9 protein-coding genes are annotated in these 12,535 nt (G+C 57.2%); 6 read left to right on the top strand and 3 right to left on the bottom strand.

Annotated features, from left to right (window positions below):
- Window positions 1-23 precede the first annotated feature (23 nt).
- Window positions 24-833 (bottom strand): hypothetical protein, encoded by an 810-nt coding sequence (locus I3J27_RS33955; protein ID WP_270163213.1) that lies wholly within the window; start codon window positions 831-833, stop codon window positions 24-26.
- A 1,709-nt stretch (window positions 834-2,542) separates the two neighbouring features.
- On the opposite strand from I3J27_RS33955, the gene I3J27_RS33950 reads away from it, so the two are divergent.
- Together I3J27_RS33950 and I3J27_RS39290 are read left to right on the top strand one after the other, a co-directional pair.
- Entirely contained in the window at window positions 2,543-3,652 is a 1,110-nt protein-coding gene (locus tag I3J27_RS33950) for an acyltransferase family protein (RefSeq protein ID WP_270163212.1), read from the top strand.
- A gap of 669 nt (window positions 3,653-4,321) precedes the next feature.
- Entirely contained in the window at window positions 4,322-4,435 is a 114-nt protein-coding gene (locus tag I3J27_RS39290) for an HAD hydrolase-like protein (RefSeq protein WP_370691908.1), read from the top strand.
- Window positions 4,436-4,887: 452 nt separating this feature from the next.
- Here the strand turns inward: I3J27_RS39290 and I3J27_RS33945 are convergent, their stop codons facing one another.
- Together I3J27_RS33945 and I3J27_RS33940 are read right to left on the bottom strand one after the other, a co-directional pair.
- Window positions 4,888-6,108 carry a DGQHR domain-containing protein gene (locus I3J27_RS33945; RefSeq protein WP_270163211.1) on the bottom strand — a complete coding sequence of 407 codons (1,221 nt, stop codon included), beginning with the start codon at window positions 6,106-6,108 and terminating at the stop codon, window positions 4,888-4,890.
- Window positions 6,105-6,899, bottom strand: a complete 795-nt coding sequence (locus tag I3J27_RS33940; protein ID WP_270163210.1) for an HNH endonuclease — start codon at window positions 6,897-6,899, stop codon at window positions 6,105-6,107. The genes I3J27_RS33945 and I3J27_RS33940 overlap by 4 nt, the downstream gene beginning before the upstream one ends.
- Before the next feature lie 880 nt (window positions 6,900-7,779).
- Here I3J27_RS33940 and I3J27_RS33935 point away from each other — a divergent pair.
- The 4 genes from I3J27_RS33935 (at window position 7,780) to I3J27_RS33920 (ending at window position 12,510) form a co-directional block, all read left to right on the top strand.
- Entirely contained in the window at window positions 7,780-8,751 is a 972-nt protein-coding gene (locus I3J27_RS33935) for a D-2-hydroxyacid dehydrogenase (RefSeq protein ID WP_270163209.1), read from the top strand.
- 680 nt (window positions 8,752-9,431) lie between these two features.
- A complete protein-coding gene (locus tag I3J27_RS33930; protein WP_270163208.1) occupies window positions 9,432-9,806 on the top strand; it encodes a 3-keto-5-aminohexanoate cleavage protein in 375 nt (124 codons plus the stop codon).
- A 14-nt stretch (window positions 9,807-9,820) separates the two neighbouring features.
- Window positions 9,821-11,284, top strand: coding sequence for a 3-hydroxyacyl-CoA dehydrogenase NAD-binding domain-containing protein (locus I3J27_RS33925; protein WP_270163207.1), 1,464 nt, complete (start codon window positions 9,821-9,823; stop codon window positions 11,282-11,284).
- A gap of 32 nt (window positions 11,285-11,316) precedes the next feature.
- Window positions 11,317-12,510, top strand: coding sequence for an acyl-CoA dehydrogenase family protein (locus tag I3J27_RS33920; RefSeq protein WP_270163206.1), 1,194 nt, complete (start codon window positions 11,317-11,319; stop codon window positions 12,508-12,510).
- Window positions 12,511-12,535 lie beyond the last annotated feature (25 nt).

Here is a 12,535-nt window from a genome sequence, read left to right as displayed (position 1 = left end):
TGGCATTTGATCCCCGAAACCGCTCAGGCTGCATCTGCCAAAGAAACGTGAGGCTGCTGTGCATTACATGTGATGCTGTTGGGAAGGACTTGCCAAAGACCCGCTGATTCGCAGCTTGTACCTTGCCCAGCAAACGCACGTCGGTCTGGCAGGCGGCTGCTGCAGGAAGATCGGGGGCGCGGCAGAGCTGACTGCAATGAAGGTAGTGCGACAAAAGCGTATCCGGCTTGTTGAGTGTGACGCCTGGTGGCAAACATCGGCTTGATGCCGAAGGGGTCGATGCCAATTGATGAGAGCCCCAGATAGGCATCCGGAGCCTCACTGAGGTTGCGCCGATTGACCGTCATCCTGGCCTGCACCGACGCCAGGCCGTTGACTGCCCCCGCCTTCCGGCGGAGTACCAAGGCCCAAACGCTCGGCCCGCCGCGGAAGCGGTCCAGAGTCTCCCCCTCTGCACGATCAAAGCTGAGTAGGAATGTGAGCCTCTCGCGATCGTCGAAGATCGAGGTGACATCCGCAATCGGCAGCGGACCGAGCCCGCCTGGGTTTTGGACCTGAAGGCCTTGCTTGTTGGCATGTGCTATTGCGACTACACGTAGAAATACGATGTTGAAGGGCTGGTCATCACCGGTCACTGGGACGTTTCTCAGGCAAGACCTGCAGGTAAGAGCCGTCATCTCCTCTAGAGAAAATTGCGATAGCCCCATGAGCCTCTTGAATTGATCTCGATATACTTCGGGAATATGGCAGCGTGCGCAGTGGAGGTCGCGGTAAAAGGACACGCGCATTCTCACGTTGTCGAAGACAATGAGAAGAAGGTTGTCGCGTGGCATAGCGTCCTCCTGGTTTGTCTCACCGAAGACAAAGCAGGATTTGGGCCAGCGTCGCGCGCGGCAGCCGGAAGGCTCTTTATGAGTCACGTCGCGCGGTTCAAACAGTTTGGCGTGTTCCAGACGTCAGCGGCATCTACCCATCAACGACTTGCGGTGCGTGCGAATGCGATCCGCCCCTTTTGCACATCGGCTGGTTCTAAGCCGCTTGTGCGCAGCTCAATCTGTTTGGCGAATTGGACGAAGCAAAGCGGGCGGCACATGGAAATTATATTGTCTCTCTCGTCCCGATGAACTGCTGGGAGCTTGGCGATGATTGCCATGCCGGCGCTAGCCACAGGTTCCTATTCGGCCATATGAACGCTGGCTGCGCCGCCTCTCCAGCACCTCTCGCGTTCGCACAATAATGGCAGCTGAACTGCGCTGTCGTGGGCTAACAGCCTCACAAATTGCTTCTGCACCTACGGCATCCGTCTTGTCCGCTTGGGTAGAGTCGAGGGGAGGCGCGTTCAACTATGGTTCGAGTCCTGACGCTTCGATCTGCTCGAAAGTTGCTCCATCCACGCTCGGGTACCTGCGTTGGCGCGAGCTAGTTCTTGGGCAGGCCCAAGATATCCTCACGGCAGAGTTTGTCGTGCAGCACATAAAGGCGGAAGGCGGCTCCGCCTTCGTCTTATGAAGCTTCCTCTGAAGGCTCTTGATGTTATCGAGTGTTTTGGGCTCATGATCAATCGATCCATTCCCTCGCCATGTTCAAAAGCGTACTTGAAGCTAGGGACCGTTTCTTCCTGCTGAAATACCCGGTTTGATCACTGTCAGGCCCAGAGGAGGCGCCGTTTGAAGAGGCTTCCTCCGCCCGCCACACAAACTGAACGTACAGCCTTCCCGTTTCCGGCTTTCCTGAAACAGCTTTCGCAATCTGCGACGATGGTATCACCGAGACGAAGCCGACCAGTTTGAACTCCGTGCGCAACTTTTGGGTGGGATATTCCCTCATGCCGCATTACGCCGTCGCTTGGTGTGGTGTGACCACTGAACCAACTCCAATGAATTGATGGACAGTTGAGCGAGGAGGTGTTCATCAATTCGGAGGAGGCCCATGATCATTGTCGGGTTCCTGACAGCGCTGCGACGGCTGTCGGCTTCAAGACACCCGCCGCCGTTTGCGGCCCTCGAAATACGTATCAAATTCGCTTAAACGGCGTTGGCATGACCGTTGCTTCTGAGAGTATCAACACTGACTGAGGTCGAGTGTTGTTAAATGTAGACCCGCAGTCATCGAACTCAACGGCGTTATCCTTCTTGATGGCAAACGCGACATCACATTTCATAAGCTGGTGCCTGTCGCGATCAGCGTGACCAGGATGCGCGAGCGCGGTGTGTACGACAAGGGCAAAGAGAAAGAGAATGGCGAGTTGATAAGAATGTCAGCACCGGTTCCTCGACCTTTGCGTGAGCCGAGGGTGTGCTTGGCGGACCATCAGAGGGATTGCCCGAGCCGAACGAAGTACCCACCACGCGCGCCGGACAGGTTAGTCGATATGTCGATCTGACCCACCAGGCACTGATCTATTGTCTACCGGGGCGAAATCCGTTTCGTCGCGACGCGGAATTCGCGCGTCGCGCCGGCTTTCCGATGTCCATTCGCCATGGCATATGCGCCACTTCACAAAGACGAACAAGGTTAGAAGTACGACGGGGATCGGAAAGTTATGAATAGATGGTCACCGTTTTCCTTGCGCGACAAGACGATCTCGGATCAATTGACCCGAGCAGAGAATCGGCCATCCGGTTTCGATTATCTTCGGCTTTTTCTGTCGATCATCGTCATCGCGGTCCACAGCATATCAATATGCTACGGGATGCAGATTCATTTGCGGATGTGGGATGGTCCGTTGCACCCGGTGTTGAAATTTGTCGTTCCAAGCTTCTTTGCCATGAGCGGATTCCTGGTCGCGGGAAGTCTGGAACGCAACACAATCCCTGCATTTCTGACCCTCAGGTTTTTGCGAATTGTTCCACCCCTTTCCGTTTCGACGCTAATTTCCGCACTCTTGTTGGGCGCGTTCTTAACGTCGCTCTCTCTAACCGACTATTTTTCCCATGCAGAATTCTGGCGCTACATGGGCAGTATAGTAGGCTGGGTGCACATCTACCTTCCCGGCGTGTTCGAGAACCGATCTCCTCCGAACTATGTGAACGGATCAATTTGGACTATTCCCTTTGAACTAGAATGCTATGTAGCAATTGCAGTTTTGGGAATAGCTGGGCTCCCCAAGAGGCCGATCCTTTTCACGAGCGTAGCCATCCTGGCGATGCTCTCTTTTTCAGCGAAGGGAATCACTTCCCCCAGTTACGGCGTTAGCCACGGAGAGATGGTTCTCCCGTTCATGTTCGGAGTTGCAATCTATCTACTCCGGAACATGCTGCCGTTCTCGTTTCCGCTATTCGTTCTGAGCTTCACACTTTCCTTAGTGCTCTTCTACTCCAGAGCGATATCTTACCTCGAGGCGCCCTTCGTCGCCTACTCAACAACGTACCTGGGTTTACTGAATCCAAGGCGAATACTTCTGGTGCGCGGCGCCGATTACTCATACGGTATCTACATCTATGCCTTCCCGTTCCAACAGGCAGCCTTTCAATTGCTTCCAGGCGGGACTTTCTGGCTTTCGAACATCGCCTATGGCGTCGTCTCTTCAGGTGCAGCCGCGTATCTCTCCTGGACTTTTGTCGAGAAACGAGTTGTGGAACAGCGCTCGGCCGCACTATCGGGCGTCGCAAAGTTCATAGAATGGCTTCGTTTACTTTTTAGGCGTCTGTGAATGTCCTTGAAAGCTTATCTGGTAGGCGGGCTAAGCCAAGCCTACGTCACTTTGGTTTGCCGCCGGAGTCTCCGGCCGAGCCGGCAGCCCCACCAACTCTAAAAAAGTGAGCCCTGTGGCAAACCGCGCTCATCTCTTTACCGATGCCGATAACACGCTTTGGGATACCGACGCCGTGTTTGCGACTGCTCAATTGGAGATGTTGCGAGAAATGGAACGGAGTCACGGGCTACGACGCGCCAGACGACGAAGATCGAGGGCTTGCATTCCTGCGTATCGTCGATCAACGAATCGCTGCGGTTCATCCGGACCATTTGCGATATCCTCCGGGTCTGTTGGCGCAAGGCTTGGCCCTGGTGCTTGCGGGGAAGGATATCGCGGAGGTGGTGGAACTTGTCACCCGTCCAGATGCCAAGATCGCTGGGGAATTCGCGCGGGTGCAAGCACAATTTCTAGACTCGGTGAAGCGAATACCGTCTCTTCGCGAGGGGAGGCGCGCGGGGCTACAGGCCATTTCGGCAGTTCTTGTTCCTATAACCATCGTGACGCAGGAGCGACCCGAGCGATGTCATCGCTCCTCGCAGAGCATGGGCTCGATAGCCTGATCACTGAGGTGATTTCGGTACGCAAGAGCGTGGAGGTCTACCTCGACTTGAAGCGAAAAGCTGGATGCGTGAGCGATGCTTCATGGTCGGGGACCAGTTTGACCGCGACGTGCAGTCGGCAATGGCGGCCGGTTTTTTGGCATTCTATTTTCCCGGGACTTTGAGCCTTATTGGGTGACGGGAATTGATGCAAGCAGCACACGGCAGATTGCTCGCTTCGACGAAATCGTTGCAGAGGTCGTCGCGAACTGAGCCTGGAGGAGGTCGGTGGACCGGACCTCAAGGGGGCTAATACCAACTGCGGCTCGCTCGCCAGCAGCGGATCACAGGTGAACTCGCACTTGCCGGCTGAGCAACTGAATTTAATCCGCAGTCTTCGCAGCAGATCGCCGGTCGTCCAACGTTGGCTGAATTCGCGTCCCCTCGATAAAGTACGAAGGACAATGCATTCCATGTCGAGAAATGCAGGCAAATACTACAGCATTGGAAGCTTCGGCCTCCGCTTGATCCGGAGGGCGAGGACACCAGGTCGGCGCCGTCGGGCCTGCTGTGCGATGGTCCAGACGTAGGCGCCTGCCTTGTACCAAAAAATGAGAAGCCGGTGGGCCCGGCCTCTCTTTACATCTCGTCCTACGCCCGCTTCTTGGTCGCCTTCTTGACCTTCTTCTTCGGGGCGTGTGGCCGATCATATTGGTCTGTTAGGTCTCCGGGATCAACGAGTGCGACACGGTCGTACCACGGACGGCCATAACGAGCGTTTGAATCGATGGTCTTCAATGCTTCCAGCAAGACATCGCGCCCGGCGCCGGTGTCGAGTTCTTTCTGCTGCCATTCGACTGTCCAGAACTCGAGTGGAATGCGCTTCAGAACGCGATCGACCGAACTCGCAAAAATCTCCTCGTTGGCGAAGTCCAGCGGTTGATCGGACATCCGCTGTGCTGCCTCAAGGCTGTCTAAGACATATATGGTCAGGACAATAATGGAGACTTTTTGCAAAAGGTGACTGGGCTTGTCCGGCGTGTTCGCCCGCCAGGCGGGGCCGAACCGCTCTTTTATTCGCATCCAGATCGCGAGAAAGAAGTCGCGCTCCAGGTCTTCGATACCTAGCAACGTCGCTCGGTCCCGTGTCTCGGCCAAGGCACTCTCGATCGCGTTCGGCGCGATATAGCCATGCTTGTTGGTCGGCCAGTCCAAAAGCCCCTTGAACGGCGGGATGCTATCTACGAACGTGTAATCTTCGAATTTAGCATCCTTCATTCCCAACGTTACGCCAGCACTCTGCACCAGTCGATCGTTCAGCGTGTCCTTATCGAACGCGAGATTGAGTGCCCTGATGTGATCTCTGGAAACGCGCGTTGCGCTATTGTTGATCACGACAAACTGGAATGCGCGTTCGGCATCATCTCCGCCGATGAATGCAATCACGTTCAGTTGAAGCATCGCGCTGTGCTTTGCCACGCCAAAGGCGCGGTGCTGACCATCAATGATGAGGCCCGGCTTCTCCGTACCCTTGAGTGAAATGACGAGTTTACCGCATTGCCCGCGATCCTTCTTGTCTGCATTTCCAGTAAAGCTGACCGCATCAGCATCGAGAGCGACCACAACAGCGGTCGGAATGGTGTTACGTGGGTCTGCGTCGAGAAATTTTGCGACCTTCTTAACTTTCAGATCTCGAAGAGGGCGCTGCGCTCCGGTGAGGTTGTCTGGCTTTAGCCGATCAACATCAGCCCATTCGATAATCTCAGCCGCTGGCGCGTGAAACATGATGAACTTTGGAGAGTTCTTTGTTCCTCGTTGCGAGTAGCTGAGAGCGAAATAATCAAATGTCTTGGTCTTTGACGGACTTTTCATCCGGCTTTCCTCACTTCATCTAATAATTCGAAATAGACCCGATGCCGGCCATCTTTGATGTCGAGATTGGGAAATAGCGGAGCGAGCCGCAGCGCCGCTTCCTTCAGCGAACAACGACCCCCCCGACGCTCTCCGGAGGCTTCCAGCATCAGTTTGGCCATGGCCAATGAGATGCGTAGTTGAACGTCCGGATTGATTTTCGGATCATGTCGATAGTCGGTGGACTGTACCGGCCCCCAAGCCCAGGTTATGGAATTCGCGCGCTTGGTGTTGCAATCGTGGCAGGCGGCTATGAGGTTTTCCTCAATCGACTCGCCGCCCAGGCTCAAAGGCCACAAGTGCTCCACGGTTGGTTTGGAATGCTGTGGCCCGGTCTTCGCCAGCTTGATTCCGCATAGATAGCATCGTGAGGTCTCATGTTTGATATCCCTGGCGACGGCAGGCGGAGCGTCTTTTGCCTCGAAGCTGACTATTGCGGTCTGCTTGAGCAATTCACAAAATCGGCGGTCGGACGAAAGCCTGCGAGGTACGTAGTCGCGCTTGCCCAGTTGTTTGCCGTAGTCGGTTGGCGCAAGGTGGCCGATTTCCGGCTGGAGATAGACCGCCGCCCGCATGCATCTGATGAATGTTTCAATCGTCGCATGAAGCTTCGCGAATTCCTGGAACGATCGCTCGTTCACCAGAAAGTCCAGCGTTGCGCCGAATGATGCATCGACGCTCACATGGCGACCTAGCGCCTCGTAGATATGTAGAAATGCGCGCTCGCCGTAAGTCGTAGGCCGCCAGAGCATTGACTTTGCACCTCTTCGAAGCGGCCGGTTGAGCTTTGCATTGATCTCAGGCCCCCAAACCCAATGGCTCGAGGTCTCCGTTCTCCCCGAACCGGCAGACTTGTACGTTATACAAGCAGGAGTAGTAAAGAGAGCGATCAGCGGTGAAATGCGATGATCCTTAATGCCCTCACCAGCCTTCGTCCTGTCTGACGCTATTGGTTGGTGCCGGCATGGACCGCGGCTGCTGCTTTTGCTGGCCACGCGGATCTAGGCCGCGCTGCGGGGCCTTGCTCGCTCATGCCTTCTGGCGCGATGGAGAGCAGCAGAAACGAGAGTGGTTGGCGTGCATCGAGAAGAGCAAAGCGGCTGAGATGATCTCCCGACCTCGCCCCCTTCCACGGCTCGGGTTCAACTGATGTCGATGTCTGGACAAGCGACGTCTTCCCGGCTGCGCAAATGCGGTACCTGCTTTATCCTCAAGGCGCGCACCTGGTGCGCCGGATGACGTGCGCTGCTCATCTGGCCGGCCGGCATGGCCCTGGCGCGCTTGGTGATGGATGCGGTGGCTATCTGGAAATGGATGCGGCTAAGCCTTCATAACGCTTGTTTGCGCTAGCTTATCGCCCGAGGCGATAAAAGCTTCATTTTCTGCAGATAATGCGCAGAATTTCGGCTTGTAACCGACCACATTGGTCAATTTCCGATCCCTCAGCAGACTAAAACTTTCCGGACAAATTTTATCGCCGAGCCCGGATCGGGAACAGGTCGGGCTTCCAACGACAGGAGAAGGTGCATTGATTTCCGAGGTGTTCATCACCTGTGCAGCTGAGGGAAGAGCAGGGCACGATAGTGCTCAAGAATCGTTTCGGTTTACTCGAGTAACAAGGACGAATTGGTGATGACATCCTCCACATCTTCGGCCAGCGATGCCGTCACTGTCTTGGTCCATGGTTCCGAGGTTGCTCGCCTCGCCCGTGAACGCTTTCCCGCGTTGCGCGTCTTGAGCGCCAAGGATACTGCGTCGTTAGAATCCCAAGTGGCGGATGCGGATGTCATTGTGGGCTCCGGCATCGATTTTCCTCCCCAGGTCTTGGACAAGGCCCGTCGGCTGCGCTGGTTCCAGTCGACCTCTGCAGGCATCGACGCGATCTTGCCGACTTGCAACCGTATCCGCGATCTCATGGTCACCAATGCTCGGGGCGTCCATGGTGATTCCATCGCCGATTTTGTAATGACGGGCATTGGCATGATGCACTGGGACTTCCCGCGGTTCATGCAGGAGCAGTCTCGCAAGGAATGGCACACGCGACCGGTGCCGCCGATTTCGCAGAAGACGCTCGGCGTGGTCGGGCTGGGCTCGATCGGGGCCGCCATCGCCCGCCGCGGCAAAGGCGCGGGGATGACAGTGCTCGGCACGAAGCGCGACGTCAGCACGCCAGTGGAGGGCGTCGACCGGCTCCTCCCGCCCGATGGCCTTGCAGAGCTTTTGCAACTCTCCGACTTCGTTGTGCTTGCCGTTCCCCTCGTTCCCGAAACGACCAAGCTAATCGGCCGTGAACAGCTTCGTCTTATGCGGCGCAGTTCATTTCTGGTTAACATTGCTCGCGGGTCTGTCGTTGCGGAGAGCGAGCTTGTGAAGGAACTGCAAGCAGGGACCATAGCAGGGGCCCTTCTCGATGTATTTGAGCAAGAACCGCTCCCGGCCGACAGTCCGCTCTGGACAATGCCTAATGTTCTCGTCGCTCCCCACGTTTCAGGGTATCCGAGCGACTACTCCGCGCGCCTGTTCGAGATATTCGCCGCTAATCTGCAACGGTTCATCGAGAAGAAGCCATTGCAGAATGTGATCGATCTGACGCGAGGGTACTGACTATAGAGATTCAAGGCGAGTGCTCGCTCTGCATCTCGCCGTTTGACCAGGCTGCGGCCTGATTTCAGCGGTTCTCGCGTGGGGGCGTTCCTCCCAAACTTGCGGGCCACTCCTTCGGGAGTGGCCCCTTTTCTTCGACCCGGTCGATTCTTCCGTCGCCAAGTCGCTAGCCGATGAGTTTCATCGGACAGGGCAGTTCGCACAAATGGATGCAGTGCATCGTCATGCGAAGATGACGCTGGACTTATTCACGCTGGCTCGGTGTTTGGCGCTGGCGTTGACGCGCTACTGCTTCGATGAGGCACGGGAGGCCTCAAATCTGGACATACGCAAACTGCCTCTCGCGTCGACAGATCATTGCGTGCTCCCTGCCAGTGCTGTTTGGTGCTTAAGATGGGCGAGCACCCGCTTCGGCTCGAGAGACCCATCGCAGAGATCTCCACTGTCCTTTGATCTTACATCGGCCAAGTCCGATCGATAGGCGGTTGCTTCCTTGCATCGGCCTCGGGACCTGCGCGACAAAACTTCATCCTTTGTCGATAGAGCGCAGAATTTCTGCTTGGCGCGCGGCTTTATTAGTCAAATCCAGATCGAGGGCCGGAGTACGTTTTCTTTCGATAAAACCCTATCGCCGCCGGGCTTTGGGCAGCCCAGGTCTGCAGCGACGGGAGAGGGCGGGAATGACTTCCGAGGTGTTCATCACCTGCGCTGTTGTGGGGGCTGGGGAGGCGGTGGAGCATCGCCCGCATGTGACGGCGGTCCCTAAGCAGATAGCGGACTCGGCGATCGAGGCGCCGCTCGAACAGGCAGCTGTAGTGCACATTCATGTCGGTGATCACAAAACCCGCCCAGGCACCCGCAATCCGGCGCTCCATCGCGAGGTGGTGCGGCGCATCGGAGGGTCGGATTTAGATCCCGAGATCAACCTAACGAGACGATTAGGCGGAGACGTCGTGCTGGGTGGGCCTGAATTCCCCCAGTTCGCGGACGCCAGGCGGACGGACATGGCGGGCGCGCTTGTGCGCGCGAAGCTCGTGCTCAAAGTCCATCTTTGATGAGGCCAGGAACCATGTTTGAAAAGCGGCCGCGAACTGTGGGGTTGTTGGGCGGCGGAGTGATCGGGGGCGGGTGGGCCGCACGCTTTATCCTTAATGGAGTGAGCGTGCGCCTGCATGACCCTGCGCCTGGCGCTGTTGAAAAAGTGCAGCAGCAGATATCCAATGCGCGGCGTGCATATCGGCGATTGACGCGCCTCCCGCTGCCGCCGGAAGGTGTTCTGTCGGTTGTGGATTCGGTTGCGGACGCGGTGCGTGACGTCGAACTCGTACAGGAGTCTGCGCCGGAACGGCTGGAGCTGAAGCGGCAGCTACTCGCGGCTGCCAGCCGAGCCGCTGCACCGGAGACCCTGATCTGCTCGTCGACGTCAGGTCTGCGTCCGTCCTTGCTGCAGGTCGAGATGGATCGGCCGGAGCGCTTCCTCGTCGCGCACCCTTTCAACCCAGTGTACTTGCTGCCGCTGGTCGAGTTGTGCGCCGGACAGCGCACGCCACCTGACGCGCTGACGCGGGCCGCGGAGATTTACCGCGGGCTCGGAATGCACCCGCTCGTCGTGCGCAAGGAGGTGGACGGGTTTATCGCAAACAGGCTCCAGGAAGCAATGTGGCGCGAGGCGATGTGGCTGGTGAACGATGATCTGGCCACTCTGCAGGAGGTCGATGACGCCGTCCGCTACTCCTTCGGGCTACGCCGAGCGATTACGGGTCCCTTCAGCATTGCCGGCGGGGGGGGCGGCATGCGCCGCTTTATGGAGCAATGGGGGGGTACGCTGAAGTGCCCGTGGTCGAAGCTCACTGACGTACCAGAGCTCACAAACGCCCTCCTTGATAAGCTCGCTGAGCAAGCGGACGCGAGAGGCGAGAAGCTTGCTAGTCTCGAGTTCGAACAGAAACGCGACGATTGCTATGTGGCCATACTGCAGGGCTTGCGTACACAGGGACAGGGTGCTGGAAAGACACTTGCGCTTTGGGAGCATGGACTACGCGATCACAATGTCCAGATCGACAGCGGCTCAGGACCACTGCGGATGCCGCCCGTTCAGATGCCCTCTGATTGGCTCGACAGCAACGGACATGTCAATGAAAGTCGCTACCTCCAGCTCTGCAGCGAGGCCACCGGTATCCTAGAACGTTACGTCGGGGTGGATAGCGAGTATCGGTCCAAGTGCGGAGCCTTTTATACAGTCGAGACGCACCTCTTCCATCTCGGGGAACTGCGTGCTGGTGACTGCGCTCAGGTGCTCACGCAGGTGCTCGGCGCCCAAGACAAGCGCCTTCATGTCTTTCATGTTGTCATTCGCGAGCATGACGACAAGCCGGTCGCCATGGCCGAGCAAATGCTCATTCATGTCGATGCCACCAGGCGACGTAGCGCGCCGGTGCGGGCTGTTGTGCGCGAGCGATTGTTGGAGCTTGCCGAGCGGCACGCCAAGTTGCCTCGTCCGGAGCGCGTGGGCGCCAGCATCCGGCAGCGCTGAAATCAAAGCTAATCTGCTCACCGGAAAGATCAATGGATATCGCGTTCACAGCAGAAGAGCGGGCGTTCCGCGAAGAAGTGCGCCAGCTTTTGCGGGTTAACATGCCGCCGGAGCTACGGCGCAAGCTGGCTGAAGGGCGTAAGCTTTCGAAACACGAAAAGGCCGCCGGAGTGCGCATCCTCTACAGGAAGGGCGTCCCCACCTGGCCAAAAGAATACGGAGGAGCAGGCTGGACCCCTGTGCAATACTACATTTTTACAGAGGAGGTGCGAGCGTTTCCCGCCTGGACGCAGTTTGGCTACGGCGAGTCTCTGGTCGGCCCCGTAATCTACACCTTCGGCAACGAGGCGCAGAAAAAGTACTATCTACCACGTATCGCCAATGCTGAGGATTGGTGGTGCCAAGGCTTCTCAGAGCCGGGTGCCGGCTCCGACCTCGCCTCGCTCAGAACGCGAGCCGTGCGTGAGGGCGACCACTATATCGTCAATGGTCAGAAGACCTGGACGACCTGGGCGCAATACGCTGATTGGATCTTCTGCTTGGTGAGGACAAATGCCGAAGCGAAGAAGCAGCAGGGAATTTCTTTCCTCCTGGTCGACGTGAAGACACCTGGCGTTACAGTGCGCCCGATCGAGTTGATCAGCGGTGGTCACGAAGTCAACGAGATCTTCTTCGACAACGTTCGTGTTCCGGTCGATAATTTGGTCGGCGAGGAGAACAAGGGCTGGGGCTACGCAAAGTTTCTTCTCGCCAACGAGCGGTTTTCCGATGCCGGGGTAACTTCTTCCAAGGAAAGCATCCGTCGCATCAAGGACCTTGCCGCGCGATCTTGCGCCGGCGGGGCGCCATTAATAGACCAAGCCTCGTTTCGGGAGAAGATCGCCGCTGTTGAAGTCCAGCTGAAGGCCCTCGAAATGACGCAGCTTCGCGTATTAGCGAACGCCTCGAAGGAGCAGAAGGGTGCACAGGATCCCGCAAGCTCCATCCTAAAGCTCAAGGGCGCCGAAATCGAGCAGACGATTGCGGAGCTTCTGATGGATGTGGTCGGTCCTTACGCCCTTCCGTATCGTTCGGAAGACCAAATCGAAGGTAACGAGCCGCCGATCGGCCCCGATTGGGCCGCGACGATCGCGCCCGGTTATTTCTACAGCCGCGCGGCGTCAATCTATTCGGGGTCGAGAGAAATTCAGAAGAATATCATCGCCAAAGCAATCCTCGGCCTCTGATGCTCGACGGAGACCGGCCAGGCGC

The organism is Bradyrhizobium xenonodulans, assembly GCF_027594865.1.
In the GTDB taxonomy this organism is placed as follows: Bacteria; Pseudomonadota; Alphaproteobacteria; order Rhizobiales; family Xanthobacteraceae; genus Bradyrhizobium; species Bradyrhizobium xenonodulans.
The sequence above is the reverse complement of the archived record's forward strand: the minus strand, read 5'-3'. Positions and strand labels throughout refer to the sequence as shown.